Here is a 19,937-nt window from a genome sequence, read left to right on the forward strand (position 1 = left end):
ATAGTAAAAGAAAAAGCCTGCGGCCTCTGTGGTCGCAGGCTTTTTCTAATAGTGGGTTGCAAGCACGAGACCGAGGACCTGGACACCGTAGTGCTCGTGCAGCTCCGAAGCCGCGACAGTGACACTCCACGACGTGTCCACAACATCACTGATGAGTAATACAGGACCGATGACCTCACCGAGAGAGTCGCAGTTCCATCTCTTGGTGAGTGCTCTCACGCGGTAGGTGGAATTATGTGCGTCGACGTCTCGGGCCCCCTCATGGAGCTTTAGTACACCGCTGAAATTTATATTGCCAATATCTGCTAGGAGCTGCGCATACTGGTGGAGCAATGTTGTTATGTCTGGATGCGGATTTTCTAAGACGACCACACAGCGCGGGCGATATTCCCACTCCCAATCCTGTAAGACACTGACGGATAGGGCGAGGAGTGGGTCGTCCTGCCACCGGGCAGCGAAGGGCCACGCTTTGTCGTGGAGGATTTGACGTAATAGTGTTCCGTGCGTGAGGGAGGAGAGTCGATCGAGAGCTTTGATCCCAGCAATTCCTAAAATTGGTCCTTTCTGGGTTACACCAGCAGGCCACCTCTTTCGGACGCTTATATCGACGCCGCTCTGAGCGGCCGCTGCACGCAGGGCCTCGAGACTCGCTGTGTCGATATGTGGGTCGAGGTAGGTGTTGCGGCAATTGTCGCACCGACCGCACGGTTCCGTAGCGGTCATATCATCGAGTTGCTTGCGTAAATAAAGCTCGCGGCACCACGACGTTTCGATATAGTCCAACATCGCCTGTGCCTCCTTTGCGCGTGTTTCTTTGAGAGCTTGGTTCTTGTGGAGGTCAAGAGTAAAGGGTTTGCTGGTTCTTATCCATCCGCTGCGGGTTTTCTCTACGAAGTGGTCAACGCTGAGGATTTTCAGGGTTTGCTCAATTCGCCCGCGGCTTAGGTTGACAGAATTCTCCAGGCGGGCCACGGTGAGAGGGGTATCTGCTTGGGAGAGGGCCTGCATAAGAGGCTCGACGGCGGAAGCATCGGGCAGGCTCGATTTGGCGAAGTATTCCCAAATTGCCTGATCCTCAGTTCCGGGTAGAAGAATAATACTGGCTTGATCGTTATTGCGGCCTGCTCGTCCAATGTGCTGATAGTAGCTAATAGGTGAGGAGGGCGCTCCGTAGTGTATGACAAAGCCGAGGTCAGGTTTGTCAAAGCCCATGCCCAAGGCGGATGTGGCAACGAGTACTTTCAGTTCGTTGTTGAGAAGTTGTTGCTCATAGAGTTCCCGCTCTGCAGCCTCAGTGCGCCCTGTATAGGTAGCCGCCTGATAACCCATGGAACGAAGATAGTGGCCGAGCTCTTCGGCTGCCGCAATAGTCAAGCAATAAACGATGCCGGAACCAGATAGATCTTGTATATGAGTAGCAATCCACGCCGCTCGTTGGGACGAATCGGGTAGGTGGAGCACATTGAGATATAGCGAACGCCGGGCGAGAGATCCACGCATGATCGTGGTTTCTTCCCCTAATTGAGCACTGATATCGCCGACTACTCTGTTATTTGCGGTAGCAGTAGTGGCAAGCACTGGGGTTGCCGGATTCAGAGTGGGAATCAGGTCCTTAATGCGGCGATAGTCAGGGCGGAAATCATGTCCCCAATCTGAAATACAGTGCGCCTCATCGATGACAAGAAGTGACAACTGTGTTGCCAGTCGAGGCAGGAGCTCTTCGCGGAAATTAAGATTATTCAGCCGCTCGGGGGACACGAGGAGAATATCGATGTCCCCATCCCTTAGACGGGAAGCGATCGTGCCCCATTCGTCGATATTTGCACTATTGAGAGTCACTGCCTGAATGCCAGCGCGCTGGGCCGCTTCGATCTGGTTGCGCATCAAAGCTAATAACGGGGAGATAATCACAGCGGGGCCACCCCCTGCATCGCGGAGGAGTTGAGCAGCTATGAAATAAACGGCTGATTTTCCCCATCCGGTCCGTTGGACCACCAAGAGCCGTTGATGGCCGTTGACAAGGGCATCTATCGCATCCCATTGGTCAGGGTGGAGATGATGGTCATCATCTCCGGTAATTCTTCTTAAAATATTAGTGGCTGATGCCTGGCTAACTATGCTCATATGGATGAGAGTATCGGGTGCACAGGACACACCACCCCCACGATGGTGATGCAACGGCGCACGGAGTCCCGATTATCTGGCTTCTCAGTGGGTATCGGTATCTCGGAGGAGACAGTATAGAATGGTGAATTATGACTACAGCCTTTGATGAACTGATGGATTACGACGAGGTCCTGGAAAAATTTGAGCCAGTGATGGGCATGGAAGTCCACGTTGAATTGGCAACTGAAACCAAAATGTTCTCCACATCCTCGGCTCATTTCGGTTCAGAACCCAATTCCAATGTTGATCCCGTTTCACTCGGTCTGCCTGGTGCGCTTCCCGTTGTAAATGCTCAGGGAGTCGAGTGGGCTATTAAGATCGGCCTCGCCCTCAACTGCTCCATCGCTGAATCTTCGCGCTTCGCTCGCAAGAATTATTTCTATCCTGATCAGCCCAAAAATTATCAGATCTCGCAGTACGACGAGCCAATTGCTTACGATGGCTATCTCGATGTGGTTCTCGATGACGGTACGCCGTGGCGGATTGACATTGAACGGGCACATATGGAGGAAGATACTGGCAAGTTGACTCATATCGGTGGGGCCGATGGCCGCATCCACGGAGCCACCTCGTCGTTGGTGGATTGCAACCGCGCAGGGATTCCACTTATAGAGATAGTGACAAAGCCCATCGTTGGTGCTGGTGAGAGAGCCCCAGAAGTAGCAAAAGCATATGTGTCTGCGCTTCGAGATTTGGTCAAGGCTCTGGGTGTATCTGATGCGCGAATGGATCAAGGATCTATGCGCGTTGATTCGAATCTCTCGCTCAATCGGATCGGAGCTGAGGAATTTGGCACCCGTACAGAGACAAAGAATATTAACTCTCTCAAATCCGTTGAGCAGGCTGTGCGCTTCGAGATGATGCGTCAAGCAGCAGTGATCGAGAACGGAGGTGAGATTATCCAAGAAACGCGCCACTATCAGGAAACCGACGGGTCGACGACCTCCGGCCGTATCAAGGAAACCGCCGAGGACTATCGGTATTTCAATGATCCCGACTTGCCGCCGGTTATTGCCCCCCGAGAATGGGTCGAGGAGATCCGCGCCACCCTGCCGGAGCTGCCGTGGGTGAGGAAGGCACGTATTCAGAAGGAGTGGAATCTCTCCGACGCTGAAATGCGCGATCTCGTGAACGCTGGTGCCATCGACGTCATCATCGCAACCGTAGAAGCCGGAACCACTGCTGACGAGGCTCGTTCTTGGTGGGTTTCTTATCTGGCGCAAAAAGCCAAGGAGCGCGGTGTGGAACTTGAGGACCTCGCTATCACCCCTCAGCAGGTTGCTGAGGTGGTGTCCATGGTTAAGCAGGGAACGCTTACCAATAAGTTGGCCCGCCAGGCAGTTGACGGGGTCGTCGCCGGGGAGGGCAGTGTGGCTGAAGTTATTAAGGCCCGAGGCTTGGAGGTAGTCCGCGATGATGGTGCGATCGAAAAGGCAGTAGATGAGGCCTTAGCAGCCAATCCAGATATCGTGGAGAAATATAGAGCCGGCAATAAGAAAGTTGTCGGAGCCATTGTTGGTCAAGTGATGAAGGCAACACGCGGCAAGGCCGATCCAGGTCACGTGAACCAGCTCATTGCGAAAAAGCTCAACTCTTAAAAAAGAGGGGGATCTAGCTCCGGCTAGATCCCTCTTGTTGGTTTCGGTTAGAGCACACGTTCAGTTAGTGCATGAGTAAGCGCACACACATGACGGCCATAATGCAGCCGATGGCAGCGTTAATAATACGCCAGGATGAGGGCTTGGCTAAGATATGGGAGAAGTAGCTGGACCCGAAGCCTATGAGAGGAAACCACACAACTGAGGCGATGAGGGCACCTGTAGCGAAATACCAGCGACCAGACGTTCCATACTGGTTTGCCATTCCGCCCAGCATGATGAGTGCATCGATATAGGCAGCTGGATTCAGCCATGTAAACGCAAGCGCCGCGAGAACGGGCTTCGTCCATGTCCGAGTGCGTTGCTGTGGTCGCACCTTAACCTGAACGCCCCCGGAACCGCTGGCACCGTCAACGGGAGCAGTAGGGGAGGATTGCTCTATGACCATAGATCCGCCTTTAGGTTTGAAAGCATCCCTAAAACAGCTCAGCCCAAACCAGGCGAGGTAGCTTGCGCCCGCATACTTCAAAATGGTGAGAATAATTGGAGCCCGCTCGATTATGGCGCCCACTCCTGCGGTGCCACCGAAGATGAGCAAGATATCACTGATGAGACAGACGGCCACAACAGCTCCAACAGCTTCGCGTTTGATGCCCTGTCGGATAATGAGTGCGTTCTGAGGACCAATGGCCACGATAATGGAGATTCCCAGGAGGAATCCAGCGATAACAATGCTCATACTCAATGAAATTAGATTGAGCGAATCCTTAAGTAAAATTACATACCTTAAACATAGTTTAGAATAGCTTCATGAACCCCACTCACCTGCACACATTGCTCAGCATTATCGACGAGGGTAGTTTCGAAGATGCCGCCGCAGCCCTAGGCATTAGCCCTTCAGCGGTTAGCCAACGCATCAAGAGTTTAGAGAAATTCGCCGGTCGGGTTCTCTTACGTCGTACGAGCCCGGTGACTGCCACCGCTGCTGGAGAAATTTTGGTGCAGTCCGCTCGCAAGATGGCGCTTCTGGAGGCGGAGACTCTAGCAGAATTAAAGGGAAGAATTGCGGGTATTCCGCTGAGCGTCGTCGTTAATGCGGATTCACTGTCCACCTGGTTTAAACCTGTGTTGGCTGAGGTGGCTCGGTGGGAGAATGCCACATTAAGGCTACTCATCGAAGACGAATCGCATTCGCTAAACTTGCTGCGTAGGGGGGATGTTTTGGGTGCAGTGACGCGAGAAAAGAATCCGGTCCCCGGATGTGAGTCTGTGGCATTGGGAACCATGCGCTATGTGCCCGTTGCCCATCCCCGCCTCGCGCACCGCTATACAATCCAAGGCGAACTAGATTGGGCTGCGATGCCAACGTTGCGTTTTGGTCCCCGGGACACCTTGCAAATTGATGACCTCAAAGGGCACTCGCGCCACCGACGCATATCCCAGATCCCTTCTGCCGAAGCTTTTATCGAAGCTACGAGAGTGGGTCTGGGATGGTCAATGCTACCTATTCATGAGGCTAGCCCCCTTCTTGAGAGCGGAGAGATTATACTCCTCGATGAAAAGGTCCAGGCGGTACCCCTGTTTTGGCAGAGCTGGCGTCTGGAATCGACCTCGCTAGAGCGCCTGACCCAAGCGGTAGTTGGTGCAGCACAGACTCTATGAGCACATTTTCGGACGGTTGTGATACGGTACCGACCGTGAAAAATGCACGACCTTTTGGCCTTGATATGGCGCAGCTTATTAGTTTAGTAATTGGAATTATCACGACGGTATCGCTCATTGTGGGCGTTGTATTAGGAAGTAATTCGGGATCGAGCACTCAACCTCCAGCAGTGACTTCGGCTGTGACCCCGACAACTGAGGAAAACCCTGACACTGGTAGCTCTCCTCAGCAGGAGGAGGACCTCGACGCTGTACCTGGAGAATCAGCGGAAGACGAACAGCTCCCCGACGTGGCACCCGAAGGACCAGAGGGTGCAGGCGAGGTGCCTCCAGCGGTAACTGGCGACCAGCAATCTTTGGCTTGGCTTGCGGAGCTACCGACTCGCGTCTTCGATAAGAATGCACCCGCATACGATCGAGGCGCTTTTGGTAAGGCGTGGAGTGACGATGCTATGGACGTCGATTTGAGTGGCAATAGCTGCGATACTCGAAATGATATTCTTGCGCGCGACCTTAATGATGTGGTCTTTGTTCCTTCGAAGCGGAAGAATAAGGTCGAGACATGTAAGGTGAAAAGTGGCTGGTTCATCGATCCTTATACCGGGAAGCGCGTTGATTTCCAGCGAGGTCAGAAAACCAGTGCCCTCGTTCCCATCGATCATGTGGTTGCCCTCGGTGACGCGTGGTATGCCGGAGCTTATCGGTGGGATAATCAACGTCGTCTCGCTTTTGCTAATGATCCTATTAACCTCCTTGCCACCACGCAGTCTGAGAACTCCTCGAAGAGCGCACAGTCTGCGGCGAGCTGGATGCCACCTAACGAGGAATTTCACTGCGAGTATGCTCGTAAGCAGGTGCAGATCAAGCACACATATGATCTCGCGGTCACAACAGCGGAGCGCGGAGCCTTGGAAAAAGCTCTGCATCGCTGCTAGTTTTCCTGCGTGCCGTTGCCCTATTCGACGGCGTTCTCGCCTACATTGATAGAGTATGAGCGAGAATAATACACCCGATCGAGCCACCGAGCTCGACTCAGATATTCCAACCTTTGATCCTAATACGCCGCCCACCGCTGCTGAGCCTACAGATATTTATGCGCGCGCCGGACGGGCGGCCCCACAGGATATCCCCCCTCACAGCCCTAGCATTAACCCTAGCCCTGAACCAGTGCTAGGCGAGGTGCCTGATATGCACGCCGAGGATGCACTGGATCATCCCGTGCGCACTCCGGCGGCTGCCACCCAGCAGGCCGAAATTTTTGAAGTGAGTGATCGCCTCGCCTCTGATGCACCTATCAGTGCCTATGACGACGGTGCTATGGGTACAGATGCCACTCAGCACCTTGCCGCTGTGCAGCTTGCCCAACCTGCTCCTCTAACAGAACCAGCGCCAGCAGGTGTTCCTGCAGACTTTGTGGTTCGAGATGAGGTGATCGTGGAAAAGGAAGTTAAGCGTGGAACTCTTGACTTTGGACTGCTCCTTTTGCGTATCTTCTTTAGCCTCTACCTCATCAGTCACGCTCTCATCGTCTTTTTCCGCATCGGTTCGTCGGAGGGTATCAGTGAGCTATCCGCCGAATTTGCTGCCTATCCTTATGGCGATATTCTTAGCATCGCACTTCCTACGATTGAGCTTACTGCCGGCATATTCTTGCTCTTTGGACTCCTGAGCCCAGTAGCTGCGGCGCTGGCGATCATATCAACCTCCTTCATGGCCTTGCACACCATCAATATCCAAGACAGCCTCACCTTTAATACGGCTACTGAGACGCTGTGGTTTGGTGCATTTTTGAGCGCGATCGCTCTCGTTGTGCAATTCACAGGTCCTGGCCGTTACTCTTTCGACGCCGGTCGTTCGTGGTCGAAACGGCCTCTAGCTTCGAGCTGGGTCTTTGTGATAGTAGGCCTTGGTGCGGCCGCCGCGTTGTGGTGGTTCGGGGCGGCCACGAACCCTTTTAACTAAGTCCGAACTCCAGGCGCTGCAGGTGAGACTGCAGCGCCTTTTACGTTCGTCTTTAGCAGTGGGAGGATGAGGAAAAGAGTCCAAAAGAAATAATCATCCATCCACAGTTTAAGCAGTAAAATCTGCTCAAAGTCCTGATCACCTTGGGGATCACCGAGCCACCAATGAGGTGGAGTGGTCATCATAAAAAAGCTCATAGCTCCCAATAGAACCACCAATGTACGGGCACGCAAACGCAGTGCATAGTAGCCGAGAACCGCTATCCATATAGGCCACCACACCCAGTGATGTGACCAGGAAATAGGGGAGACTAGCAGCATGAGGGCTGTATTGACTAATGCTGCCTCGAAATCCAGGCCAGATCGCAGCAGTCGGAGCATAACTACGGCGAAAATGACGGTCACTAGTACCGCTAGGATCAGCCAGAGTACCTGAATGGTGTCACTGGCATTGTGGGCTGCCTCGGAACTTGGCCACAACCGTGTGAGGACACCCTTGATTGATTGGTTGGAGATATAGCCGATATTCACACCAATGCGTGAATTATCATTCATAACAAAGATGGCACGGCCAAAGAAATCAACAGTTTCCTTGGTATTATGAAGAGCACCAATGGCCGTGGCTCCCACAGCTCCTAAGATAAACATCCCAATGCCCTTGAGATCTTTGCGGAGCACCAGGTAGAGCACCATGACTGCTGGGGTGATTTTGATGGCAGCGGCGATTCCTATCAACCACCCTCGTGGTATCTTTCGCTTGCGCGGCACAATATCAAGAAAAACCAAGGCGAGAAGCCACATATTGATTTGCCCAAATTTGGCATTCTGCACAACAGGTTCCAGAAGCAGCCCGAATCCCCACCCTGTGGCTGTAAAAAGTAATGCGGCAGAGGGAGACGAGAAAAGATAGCGCCCTAAATACCATAGGCAGAGCGCTAGGAGAAGCCCCGATAGAGCAATCATCAAGTAGCCAGCGTGCTGCTCTGAGAGGAGGGCGAACGGACTAAGGAGAAGTGCTGCAAAGGGCGGGTAGATAAACGGCAAGGTAAGATCGTAGGCGGGAAATCCTGCCTGGTAGAGACTGGCTCCGTCCATGTAGGCTTGTGCTCCCTGACGATAAATGATCATATCTATATGCCCGTGAGGGTCTGCGATCTGAAGCACCATAATGAGTGCGGAGACCACACAAGCTACTACCGTGAGCAGCGGCCTGAAGCGCCGCAGCAAAGTCATTGAGATTCTTCTTCCTATACTTCGCGGACGGCACCCTTGTCAGCGGATGTAGCCATTTTTGCGTAGGCCCGCAATGCCTTCGATACTGTGCGTTGGCGGTTGACTGGCGTCCACGGTTTGTTGCGGACCCCTTGTGCCTGGCGACGTCTTTCGATCTCGTCGGCGTCGACGAGTAGATTGAGTTCGCGGTTTTTCACTGAGATGCTGATCATATCTCCGTTCTCTATGAGACCGATGAGCCCGCCGTGAGCGGCCTCAGGGGAGATATGGCCGATGGATAGACCAGAGGTCCCACCGGAGAAGCGTCCGTCTGTGATAAGAGCACACGCTTTGCCAAGACCTGCTCCTTTAAGAAAAGAGGTGGGGTGGAGCATCTCTTGCATGCCAGGGCCCCCGGCTGGGCCTTCATAGCGAATGACAACTACTTCTCCGGGCTGCACCTCTCGTTTGAGAATAATAGACACAGCTTCTTCCTGGGATTCGCACACCCGTGCCGGCCCGGAAAATTCCCATAATTCGGCGTCGACGCCGGCGGTTTTCAAAACCGAACCGTCAGGGGACAAGTTGCCACGCAAAATGACGAGTCCGCCGTTTTCGGAGTAAGCATGGTCGATGCTGTGGATGCAACCATCTTTTTGGTCGGTATCTAGGCTTTCCCACCGCGTCGATTGGCTAAACGGTTCTGTGGTGCGCATGCCGCCGGGGGCGGCGTGGAAGAGTTCTTCGGCCCGATCGAGGGCTTTGCCGCCGCGGATATCCCAATCGTTAAGCCAGCCGTCTAAGGTGTCATAAGCCACTGTGTGTACCTGCTCATGAAGGAGCCCGGCGCGTCGTAATTCACCCAAGATTGCTGGAATCCCTCCAGCGCGATGGACGTCTTCGATATGGTAGTGCCCATTAGGCGCAACTTTGGAAATACAAGGAATTTTATGGGAGAGTTCCGAAATATCGCTGAGATCGAAGTCCACCTCGCCTTCTTGAGCTGCCGCTAGAGTGTGCAGGATCGTATTGGTGGACCCGCCCATGGCCATATCGAGAGCTAAGGCATTGCTAAAGGCCTCTTTAGTCGCGATCGAGCGTGGCAGCACTGATTCATCTTCCTCGCCGTAGTAACGCTGACACAGATCGACGATCATATGGCCGGCTTGTTCAAAAAGCTGCTTCCGAGCGGTATGGGTGGCCAAGGTGGTGCCATTACCGGGCAGGGATAGTCCCAATGCCTCGGTGAGACAATTCATGGAATTCGCGGTGAACATTCCTGAACAGGAACCACAGGTGGGACAGGCGAGGTCTTCGATTGTGCGCAATTCAGCATCGGAGATTGCCTCATTGGCAGAGGCCGTGATTGCTGTGATGAGATCAGTGGGGGCGTGAGCGACCCCGTCAATGGACACAACTTTTCCGGCTTCCATGGGGCCACCAGAGACGAAGACCGCTGGAATATTCAAACGGAGGGCGGCGTTGAGCATGCCGGGGGTAATTTTATCGCAGTTGGAGATGCACACCATCGCATCGGCGGTATGGGCATTGCACATATATTCCACAGAATCAGCAATAATCTCGCGAGAAGGTAGGGAGTAGAGCATGCCCCCGTGACCCATCGCGATACCGTCATCGACGGCAATGGTATTAAATTCTTTGGGGACACCTCCCGCCTTGCGGACAGCCTCAGCAACGGTATCGCCCACATTTTTCAGATGCACGTGCCCTGGAACAAATTGGGTATAGGAATTGACGATGGCCACAATTGGTTTGCCAAAATCTTGTTCCTTGGTGCCGGTAGCTCGCCATAGGGCGCGTGCCCCAGATGCGTTGCGGCCAACCGTGGTTACGCGAGAGCGCAGAGGAATCATACTAGTCAATCCTTAATCGTTGTCAGCGGTATCACTATGAATACGGGCATCGTACTCATCCTTAGAAATGAGGACTTGGTGGCCGTCTTTATTTATGATGACAACCTGGTCATCGGCCGCCTGGTGAGCCTTAGTGATAACATCGGGAATCCGGCCAAAAGAGGCTTTTTCTAGTTCGGGCAAGGAATTGAAGCTGATACCAGGAAGCCTCATCTTCTTATTGTGCGAACCAAATGCCAGTGCGCGCGAGCCCTGAAAACCGAGCCCGGTGAATTCTGCCCATGGCATTGTGGCTGGGCGTTTGAATGCATAGTAGGCGGTAATCCCGTCGGTGGTAATAACGGTGCGCGACCTCAGCACATAATAAATCATGACCAGCGGTAGGAATGGCACCCAGAAGAGATATGTAAAAGCAGCGCCTGAGATGAGCAGCGCTAGGGCTGCCATGAAGATCGCTGCGAGCAGATGGGCGCGATCGACACGAAAGATTGTCTCGGGGTTGTCGGGGTTGTGGTCGCTCATACTCATTGATGATATTGGATTCTCAAGATCACGGTTAATTCTTTAAGTAGTTTCAGGCTCCACTGAGCTATCTAAGGGGGTGGTGGATTCAGGTTCGACTGTCACTTCAGTTTCGGGGTTCGCTGTGGGCTGGATGGAAACCGGCTCCTCCGTGAGTTCCGCTACGTGGGTATCGTCGTGGGTATCTTGAGGAACAATAGTCACCTCTGGTTCAGTTTCACTTGGAATGGCGGGCTGGATCTGACTCTGCGGTAACAGCGTTGGAGTTTCTGCAGTGGGCTCGGGTTCGAGAGTGAAGGCCTTAATAGCTAGCAGAATGATCCCCGCTAGCAACATCAAAGCAGTGGACAGACGTACCCTTCCGCCGAAAGTAAAAATATGCTGCGAGGAGTGTGCGGTCGGCTCTGCGTCGTCCTCTTGCGCAGGATCGGTAACAGCGGGATCGTTATCGGTGAGGAATCCACGCTCAGTTAGCCGTTCCGCACTGCTGGGATGCATAGTTCCTTCTTGGGGGGTGTACTCAACGGTGGTAGCTTGCGTCGCGAGTGAATGAGGAGTCTGGGTATCTTCGAGTTCTGAAACGATGCGTCCATCAATCGTTGCAGCGGATCCGTATTCGTGCCAAAACTCTTCGATAATTTTGACTCGCACTGCGCGTTCTACCATCCATTGAGAACCCGGCTTGACCTGAGTAAGGAAGCGCATTTGCATGGTCCACGGCATGCCAACGCTCGCAGGCGGATTGATCGCCAATGCGGGATGTACGGCAAGGGGGCCCAAAACCACCTCACGTATATTAGGCTCATCGAGGGCGCGCTGTGTAGCGCTAGTAGCGCGTTCGACGGCTTCGTCCACCGAATGGGATCCGAGAAGGGGAACGGGCATGGAAACTACGGCAGAAGACCAGTGATTGGAACAATTGATGCTCACCCCGGCTTTGGAATTCGGGATGATAACCGTCTCTTCTGCGAGGGTTCGAATACGAGTCGATCGCATTGTAATTTGAATGACGGTGCCCTCGATAGCGTCGGCAGATCCCCCTTTAAAGATCACCCAATCGCCAACCCCGTACTGCTTCTCCGAGAGAATGAAAAAGCCCGCGAGAAAATCTGCGATGATGGATTGCGCACCCAGGCCGATAGCGGCTGAGGCCGCCGTTGCAGGAATAGCTGCGGAAGCGAGAGAAAATCCAAGTTGTTGCAATATTGCAACAAAGATGAGGAAATAGGCCAAGATTTGAGCGGCATAAACAAATACTCCCGCGAAGGCGAGTTGGGTTTTCTGCTCATCCGCTTGTTCATCCACGACCTTATTACGAATGATATACATGGCGAGGCGTCCAGCGCGGGGCACCAGGAGCGCTAACAAGATAAGCAGGGCTAGAGGAATGCCAGGATCGAGAAACCAGTTCCATAGAGACTGGGCAATATAACTGATATGCATAATTCTTTCTAGGTTATCGTCTTCCCTGTGGTCTCGCGAATAGTGCGGATCGAGCGCCTCACTGCTTGGTCATGACTGCTGATAGCTTAACTTGGGGTGCTCCAGAATTTTTTGGGCGAATAAGCCTCTACCTGCACCGATTGGTTTTTGGGAGAGCTCTGGATGGGGTAGTGGCGAGGGGTAAAAAGCGATATTTTCGACAATTCCCTTAGTTGAATTGTATGATTGGTGACTATGAACATTATTCGACTTGTACTAGTAGTGAACGGCGCGGCGCTTGATGTCGCGGCTTGCTAAAGTTCAAGTCGAAACCAAAGCGCCCCCGAAACCTACGCACCACAAGTGCTAGGAATACGGGGGCTTTAGTGTTTTAGGTGGCAGACCGCCATTGGCTTCATTCTTTGCGATTATCACACCATGGATAATGGGCAGGAGTGAAGGAATATCTTTATTTCTAGACCCCAACAAGGAGTTAGAAGTCGTGACAACTCCCTCACGTCCGAGCCCCGCCACGGTTGCTTCGCGTGCTAAAGCTGCACAACCAGAACGAATGACCGGCGCCGACGCGGTCGTTCGGACTCTGGAAATGTTGGGCACCGATATTGTCTTCGGTCTGCCCGGCGGGGCCGTTTTGCCACTCTACGACGCGCTCTATAAATCAACGAAATTGCGGCATATTTTAGTTCGACATGAGCAAGGTGCTGGCCACGCGGCGACAGGCTACGCACAAGTATCCGGAAAAGTGGGCGTCTGTATTGCCACGTCCGGACCAGGTGCAACCAATCTCGTCACCCCAATAGCAGATGCCTATCTCGACTCTGTTCCGCTCGTCGCCATTACAGGCCAAGTGGCCCGCCCCATGTTAGGAACAGATGCCTTCCAGGAAGCCGATATTCGATCGATTACGATACCGGTGACCAAACATAGTTTTATGATTACTTCTCCGGACGAAATTCCGCGGGCTATCGCCGAGGCCTTTCATGTAGCGAATACGGGCCGCCCCGGACCAGTGCTCGTAGATATTCCCAAAGATATCCAAGCGATGGAAATGGAATTCCACTGGCCACCGCGTCTGGAACTTGTTGGGTATCACCCCGTGACCAAACCTCATTCGCGTCCCATCGAACAAGCAGTGAGGCTCATCGCAGAATCTACCCGCCCGGCCCTCTATATTGGGGGCGGCGTCGTGAAGGCTGATGCCGCCCGCGAGCTGAAAATCTTTGCCGAAAAAACTGGAATTCCAGTCGTGACTACTTTGATGGCGCTCGGCGTATTTCCCGATTCACATCCTTTGCATATGGGTATGCCAGGCATGCATGGAACAGTTCCCGCTGTGGGGGCGCTTCAAGAGAGCGACTTGCTGATCGCTATCGGCACCCGCTTCGATGACCGCGTAACCGGTGATACTGCATCTTTTGCCCCGGAGGCTAAGGTGATCCACGCTGATATAGACCCAGCCGAAATTGGCAAGATCAGAATGGCCGATATCCCCATAGTTGGGGATGCCCGCGAGGTACTTGTGGCGCTGGCGGAAGAGTTTGATAGAACTTTGCCCCAAGGAATTGATATTTCTGCGTGGACGTATCATCTCAGCGATCTTAAAGAGAGGTTCCCGCGTGGCTACGAGCACAGCGCCGATGGAGTTTTGGAACCTCAATTCGTGATTGAGTCCCTCTCATCGATAGTTGGACCTGAGGCAATCTACTGTGCCGGAGTAGGTCAACACCAAATGTGGTCAGCGCAGTTTATCGACTTCGAAAAACCTCGTCACTGGCTTAATTCCGGGGGGCTAGGAACCATGGGTTATGCGATTCCGGCGGCCGTAGGCGCTAAAGCTGCAGCACCCGACCGTGAAGTATGGGCGGTTGACGGCGATGGATGTTTCCAGATGACCAACCAGGAACTCACTACGGCCTCAGCTAATGGCTTCCCCATTAAGGTAGCCCTCATCAATAACGGCAACTTAGGCATGGTGCGCCAGTGGCAGACACTGTTCTACGACGGACACTACTCTCATACCCAACTGCGCAAGGGTAATCATTTTCTACCTGATTTTGTAGGACTGGCTGAGGCTCAGGGCTGCGCTGCTTTTAGAGCCACCACCGAGGCGGAGGCACTTGAGGCGATTCACAAAGCGCGCGAGATCAATGACCGACCGGTGGTTATAGATTTTATCGTCGGAGAGGATGCGCAGGTGTGGCCCATGGTCGCTACGGGGCACTCGAATTCCGAAATTCAATACGCGCGTGATCTACGTCCGCTTTTCGACGAAGCTTCGCCCACCGACGTCGACGATATGACGAAAAAGATCTGAGGGATAGCGTGAATAATCAACCTAAAAATTCCCGCCATATACTGTCCGCTTTGGTAGAGGACGTTGATGGGCTGGTGACCCGAGTGTCCGCAATGTTCTCACGTCGCGGCTTCAATTTGCGTTCCTTCGTCTCGGGCACCACCGAAACGCCACAGCTCACACGAATTACCATCGTCTTCGATGCGGATGAAAATGCTATTGAGCAGATCACCAAACAGCTCAACAAGATCGTGCCAGTTCGCAAAGTGGTTCGCATGGATCCAGAATCGACAGTGGCCCGTGCTCTAATGCTGGTTAAGGTCTCGGCAGATGCCTCAAATCGCCCGCAGGTAGTCGATGCAGCCAATATTTTCAGGGCTCGGATTATCGACGTGGCTCCCGAATCTGTGGTTATCGAGGCCACAGGTACCGAGGATAAGTTGGCGGCTTTTCTGGAGATCCTAAGGCCCTTCGGAGTTCGAGAATTAATATCCTCAGGGCCGATCGCTTTGACCCGTGGTCCGAAGACGATGGCTCCAAAGATCAATTAAGCAGTATCCTATAATTAGTTTCAAAGAGTCCCCACTAGGAAACTCTCGTGTGACTCATATTCTTTAACAGAAAGGTCCTTTTTTCATGGCAATTGAGCTGCTCTATGATGCAGATGCTGATCTCTCCCTCATCCAATCCCGCAAGGTAGCGGTTTTGGGCTACGGCTCCCAAGGGCATGCCCATGCGATGAATTTGCGTGACTCAGGAGTCGAGGTCGTTATCGGTTTGCGCGAAGGCTCCCCATCACGTCAAAAGGCTGAAGAAGCCGGTTTCGACGTTAAAACAAATTCCGAGGCCGCCGAATGGGCAGATGTCATCATGGTCTTGGTTCCCGATACCACCCAGGCCAAAGTCTACGAGGAAGACCTTGCACCACATTTAAAAGACGGCGATACAATCCTTTTTGCCCACGGCCTCAATATTCACTTCAAACTGATCGAGCCTGCGCAGAATATAACCGTAGGAATGATCGCCCCTAAGGGCCCTGGACATCTCGTCCGTCGTGAATTTGTCGACGGTAAAGGGGTGCCGTGCTTGATTGCCGTAGGCCAAGACCCTCACGGTCACGGCAAGGAGCTATGCCTGTCTTATGCTGCAGCCATCGGTGGCGCTCGCGCCGGGGTTATCCCCACTACTTTTGAGGCCGAGACTGTTACTGATCTGTTTGGTGAGCAGGTTGTGCTGTGTGGTGGCCTCGAAGAGCTGATTAAAAATGGTTTCGATGTCCTCGTTGAAGCTGGCTACGAGCCGGAGATGGCTTATTTCGAATGCTTGCATGAGATGAAATTGATCGTTGACCTCATCTATGAGGGCGGTCTGGCTAATATGAATTACTCGATTTCCGATACCGCTGAGCTCGGCGGCTACCTGTCTGGTCCTCGTGTCATTGATGGGGATACGAAGACACGCATGCGCGAAATTCTGCAGGATATCCAGAACGGTTCCTTCACAGAGCAGCTCCTAGCCAATATCAAAGACGGCAATCGGCGGCTTGAACAGTTGCGCGCTGAGACTTCTGCACACCAGATCGAAGAGACTGGCGAGAAACTGCGCGATCTTATGAGCTGGGTTAAAAATCCTCTCGATGCCACTGCCTAGAGTTTAGGTAGCTGCTGACCCTCAAACCCCTCGGGTATTCCGAGGGGTTTTGCTCTGCCAAGCTTACTATTCGACATTGGGTACAAGCCTGGTGAGGTTCGGGATATGTGTTGAGAGTAGGAGAGCTGGGCTTCGATAGAGCTACTCTTAGAGCTACCTCTTAAGTTCTACTTTGCCGACCAATTCCCATCATCTGGTTGTAACTTGTGTTCTTGCGTGCTCTGTAGCGTGTGGGCTGGACTTTCGGGTACACCCACCTTAAAAGCTCGCTTTGTCGCATCCGAGTGCTCAATGTGGGCACATTAGAGCTAATGAGAAGAAGTATTGGATCTGTGAGAATTTGCTTAACGTGCGGGGGCGTCGAACCGTCTTCGTGGAGGTCTAGCCTCGTAAATTGTGTCAGCGATAAATATCTTCGAAATAAGTAACCGGAAACGACCGGTAAGCGATGGCAACGAGCCGGGTATGTCGACGGTCGCCCCATTTTTTTGCTCTCGCCTTTCTAAGAAAAACCCCAAAAAGACCGACTGATATGAATATCTATTTTCATTATATTGAAGTTAATGAAAGTACAGGTTAGGGTAGCATTATGAGCAGGAAACGACGTCATTTAAACCACGGACACAGCCGTCGCCCGGGAGAAACTCGCTCGCGAGGCGCGCGTCGTTATAGTATCCGCGCACGTGACGCTTCCGAGTCCCAGACCGCTCCGACTCCTCGCACACACGATCAGGAGCACAGTGTGCCCCAGCAGTCCAAGGTGCTTGTAGGTCGTGGCCATGCCCGCGATGATGATCATGACCACAACCATGACCACCGTAATGGCCATGATCACAACCATAACCACAACCACGATCATGATCATCATAGCCACGCACCGGAGGGTCTAAAAGCACTCCTAACAGTTCTTATTTTCACCGCGACAATTTTTTTTGCCGAACTCATTGGTGGATATATATCTGGCTCGCTCGCCCTCGTCTCTGACGCGATGCATATGCTCTCGGATTCAACAGGACTTCTAGTAGCCGCGTTAGCCATCATTTTCGCCCGCAAGACTGCAAGCGATACCGCAACATACGGCTACCGCCGACTAGAGGTGGTAGCCGCCTTAGCGAACGCGCTGAGCGTTTCGATTATCTCGTTGTGGATCGTAGTGGAAGCGATCATGCGTTTTTTCGCCCAGGAAGAGATCAACGCCCCGCTAATGCTCGGAGTAGGCATCATAGGTTTGGTGGCAAATATTTTCGGGGCACTTGTGTTGCACGGACACAGTCACTCCAGCATGAATATGCGCGGTGCTTATTTACACGTTCTCGTCGATCTCTTCGGATCAATTGCCGTAATCATCGCAGCCCTCGCCATGATCTTCTACCAAATTATATGGGCTGATACGGTAGCTTCGCTCATCATCGCAGCCCTCATTCTCCCGCGGAGCATGAAGCTGGCATGGGAATCGCTAAGGGTGATTACGGAACAGGTGCCACTAGGGGTAGACATGGCCGAGATTAAGCTAGCGCTTACCCATATCGATGATGTGCTAACAGTACATGATCTACACGTCTGGTCACTTGACGGCAATGAACTAATCGCCACCTGCCACCTCGTAGTCGATCGCGATATGTCCATTGGGTCGTGTACCGTCTTGGATAAAGTTCAAGATCGCTTGCTCGATTTTGGTATCGAGCACTCAACAGTGCAGCTCGAAGGCCCCGGGCACCAAAGGCACGAGACGACGTGCTGATCATCGGCTAAGCTAAAATTATGGCTTATAGCACCCCAAGTTATGATCTTCTCGATCTCTTCGCTCGTGTAGATCGCGGCGATATCCAACTGCCAGATTTCCAGCGCGAATACCGGTGGGATGTCGACCAAATCCGCACTCTAATCATTTCAGTCCTACGGGGCGACCCCATCGGCGCATTCATGGCGCTCGACACGCGCAACGAGGTACTCCGTTTCCGTCCGCGCCCCCTCGCCGGCGCCCCAGATCATGGCCTGGGTCCAGGTATGCTGCTCCTTGATGGACAACAACGCCTGACTACCTTGTATCATTGCCTCCGTGGTGGTGGAATCGTCGAAAGCGTCGACTTTCGTCATAAGCGGGTGCGGCGGCGGTTTTACGTTAATGTTGAGCGCGCTACAGCAGAAGAAATCATTCCAGATGATGCTGTCATCGCAGTTGATGAACAAGGTGTTGTGTGTTCGCATTTCGGCCCTTCTGCACAACTTCCAGACTCCGATACTGCATCTACCTATGGCTATATTCCAGTGGCAGATTTACTCTTTGAAAAAGGTACAGATCTACTCTTCGATATAGCTGTTGCTTCCTCCCATGACGTGGCAAAGAAATTTTATACCCGGGTTATCAAGCCACTAGTGCGCTACCAAATCCCCATTATCAGGTTGGATCGTGATACTGCCCAGGCTGGAATCGGATCGATTTTTGCCCATGCTAATAGCGTGGGTCAGCAAATGGACGTATTCGAGCTCATCACTGCAATCTTTGCTGCCCAGGACCAGAATTTTCACCTAGCCGATGATTGGCGCAAAACCCAGCGGGTCCTTAATGCCCACCCAGCTTTAGCAGAAATTGGGCGCACCGAATTCCTCACTGCTGTTGCCCTCTATTGCACCTACAACAAGGGCAAAGCCTCAGGCTTCAGGCAGTCAATTCTGCAGCTCACGCTCGAGGAGTACAAAGAGGCCGCAGAAAAACTGCGATCTGCATTTGAACACGTCGGTGACTTCCTCACTGAACGCTGTATTCATTCCATTGACCAAGTGCCCTATAGTGCCCAATTGGTACCCCTAGCCGCGATCAGAGCCCTTCTCGATGACAGTGTCTTGGACAACCAAGCAGCACTTGACCGCCTGAATCGCTGGTTCTGGTGCGGGGTATTTGGCGAACTCTACGGCTCCCCAGCTGTCATGGTGCGAACAAGCCAAGATGTCGATGAAGTAACCAAGTGGATTCTTGATTACAACAATTCCAGGGGCGTACCAGAGCCAAAAACCATTGCTCAAGCCCGCTTTGTGGAATCACGACTGCATTCTGCTACCCCACATTCTGGGCTCTATAAAGGCATCTATGCTTTAATCATGGGGCGCGGTGCTATAGATTGGCGCAGCAATTCTAGGTTCGACGGGGAAAATTTCCACGCCCTCAGCACACATTTCCGCAAGATTTTCCCGACCGAGTGGTGCGCGGAAAACGGCATCGAAGAATTTCTATCAGATTCGGTTCTCAACCGGACCCCAATGTCGCGGCGCACATATGTGATGCTGGAGCAGAACTCGCCTGCGCGCTACCTGCACCGAATTCAGCTGAAAAGTCTGCTTGACGATGCGGAGTTCGATGCCGTATTGAATTCCCATCTCATTGATTCTCACTTACTCTTTAGTGCCAATGCCCGAGAATTCTTTCATGATCGACGCCATAAGATTCTGAAGATGATCGAGTCAGCCATGGGAGTCACAGCCATCTTAGATGTTGATGAAGATAACCTTCACGCTGGAGAAGAGGGCCCAGGTGCCTTCGTGGATGCCCGCAAGTAAT

15 protein-coding genes are annotated in these 19,937 nt (G+C 52.8%); 9 read left to right on the forward strand and 6 right to left on the reverse strand.

Annotation, left to right across the window (positions count from 1 at the left end):
* Positions 1-45 precede the first annotated feature (45 nt).
* Complete coding sequence (locus NXS13_RS05445; protein ID WP_259289470.1) at positions 46-2,124, reverse strand: ATP-dependent DNA helicase RecQ; 2,079 nt, start codon at positions 2,122-2,124, stop codon at positions 46-48.
* A 131-nt stretch (positions 2,125-2,255) separates the two neighbouring features.
* Here NXS13_RS05445 and gatB point away from each other — a divergent pair, with 131 nt between their 5' ends.
* Complete coding sequence (gene gatB / locus NXS13_RS05450; protein WP_259077911.1) at positions 2,256-3,764, forward strand: Asp-tRNA(Asn)/Glu-tRNA(Gln) amidotransferase subunit GatB; 1,509 nt, start codon at positions 2,256-2,258, stop codon at positions 3,762-3,764.
* 64 nt (positions 3,765-3,828) lie between these two features.
* Here the strand turns inward: gatB and NXS13_RS05455 are convergent, their stop codons facing one another.
* On the reverse strand, positions 3,829-4,503 hold the full coding sequence (locus tag NXS13_RS05455) for a LysE/ArgO family amino acid transporter (RefSeq protein ID WP_259077908.1): 675 nt from the start codon (positions 4,501-4,503) through the stop codon (positions 3,829-3,831).
* Positions 4,504-4,574: 71 nt separating this feature from the next.
* Here NXS13_RS05455 and NXS13_RS05460 point away from each other — a divergent pair, with 71 nt between their 5' ends.
* The 3 genes from NXS13_RS05460 to NXS13_RS05470 are packed head-to-tail and all read left to right on the forward strand — an operon-like array spanning position 4,575 to position 7,388.
* Complete coding sequence (locus tag NXS13_RS05460) at positions 4,575-5,426, forward strand: LysR family transcriptional regulator ArgP (RefSeq protein ID WP_259289471.1); 852 nt, start codon at positions 4,575-4,577, stop codon at positions 5,424-5,426.
* A complete protein-coding gene (locus NXS13_RS05465; RefSeq protein WP_259077905.1) occupies positions 5,423-6,361 on the forward strand; it encodes an HNH endonuclease family protein in 939 nt (312 codons plus the stop codon). The genes NXS13_RS05460 and NXS13_RS05465 overlap by 4 nt, the downstream gene beginning before the upstream one ends.
* A 55-nt stretch (positions 6,362-6,416) precedes the next feature.
* On the forward strand, positions 6,417-7,388 hold the full coding sequence (locus NXS13_RS05470) for a DoxX family protein (RefSeq protein ID WP_259077903.1): 972 nt from the start codon (positions 6,417-6,419) through the stop codon (positions 7,386-7,388).
* Here NXS13_RS05470 and NXS13_RS05475 read toward each other — a convergent pair.
* From NXS13_RS05475 to NXS13_RS05490, 4 genes are read right to left on the reverse strand one after another with little or no spacing between them, the layout of a single operon-like run.
* Positions 7,385-8,620, reverse strand: coding sequence for a glycosyltransferase 87 family protein (locus NXS13_RS05475; RefSeq protein ID WP_259077900.1), 1,236 nt, complete (start codon positions 8,618-8,620; stop codon positions 7,385-7,387). The genes NXS13_RS05470 and NXS13_RS05475 overlap by 4 nt on opposite strands.
* A gap of 14 nt (positions 8,621-8,634) precedes the next feature.
* The gene (gene ilvD, locus NXS13_RS05480; protein ID WP_259158355.1) at positions 8,635-10,473 is read right to left on the reverse strand and encodes a dihydroxy-acid dehydratase; all 1,839 of its coding nucleotides are present in this window, start codon (positions 10,471-10,473) and stop codon (positions 8,635-8,637) included.
* A gap of 12 nt (positions 10,474-10,485) precedes the next feature.
* Positions 10,486-10,995: a PH domain-containing protein gene (locus NXS13_RS05485; RefSeq protein WP_259289472.1), complete on the reverse strand. Its 510-nt coding sequence runs from the start codon at positions 10,993-10,995 to the stop codon at positions 10,486-10,488.
* A gap of 42 nt (positions 10,996-11,037) precedes the next feature.
* Entirely contained in the window at positions 11,038-12,438 is a 1,401-nt protein-coding gene (locus tag NXS13_RS05490) for a mechanosensitive ion channel domain-containing protein (protein WP_259077883.1), read from the reverse strand.
* A gap of 424 nt (positions 12,439-12,862) precedes the next feature.
* Here NXS13_RS05490 and NXS13_RS05495 point away from each other — a divergent pair, with 424 nt between their 5' ends.
* The 5 genes from NXS13_RS05495 (at position 12,863) to NXS13_RS05515 (ending at position 19,936) form a co-directional block, all read left to right on the forward strand.
* A complete protein-coding gene (locus NXS13_RS05495) occupies positions 12,863-14,752 on the forward strand; it encodes an acetolactate synthase large subunit (protein WP_259289473.1) in 1,890 nt (629 codons plus the stop codon).
* Between the two features lie 8 nt (positions 14,753-14,760).
* Positions 14,761-15,282 (forward strand): acetolactate synthase small subunit, encoded by a 522-nt coding sequence (gene ilvN / locus NXS13_RS05500; protein WP_259077854.1) that lies wholly within the window; start codon positions 14,761-14,763, stop codon positions 15,280-15,282.
* Positions 15,283-15,367: 85 nt separating this feature from the next.
* Positions 15,368-16,381 carry a ketol-acid reductoisomerase gene (gene ilvC / locus NXS13_RS05505; protein WP_259077841.1) on the forward strand — a complete coding sequence of 338 codons (1,014 nt, stop codon included), beginning with the start codon at positions 15,368-15,370 and terminating at the stop codon, positions 16,379-16,381.
* 589 nt (positions 16,382-16,970) lie between these two features.
* Positions 16,971-18,122, forward strand: coding sequence for a cation diffusion facilitator family transporter (locus NXS13_RS05510; RefSeq protein WP_310470376.1), 1,152 nt, complete (start codon positions 16,971-16,973; stop codon positions 18,120-18,122).
* 20 nt (positions 18,123-18,142) lie between these two features.
* Positions 18,143-19,936, forward strand: a complete 1,794-nt coding sequence (locus NXS13_RS05515; protein ID WP_259158358.1) for a DUF262 domain-containing protein — start codon at positions 18,143-18,145, stop codon at positions 19,934-19,936.
* The last annotated feature ends 1 nt before the right edge of the window (position 19,937 follow it).

Origin of the sequence: Corynebacterium sp. ES2730-CONJ (genome assembly GCF_024834055.1) — a bacterium.
Lineage (GTDB): Bacteria > Actinomycetota > Actinomycetes > Mycobacteriales > Mycobacteriaceae > Corynebacterium.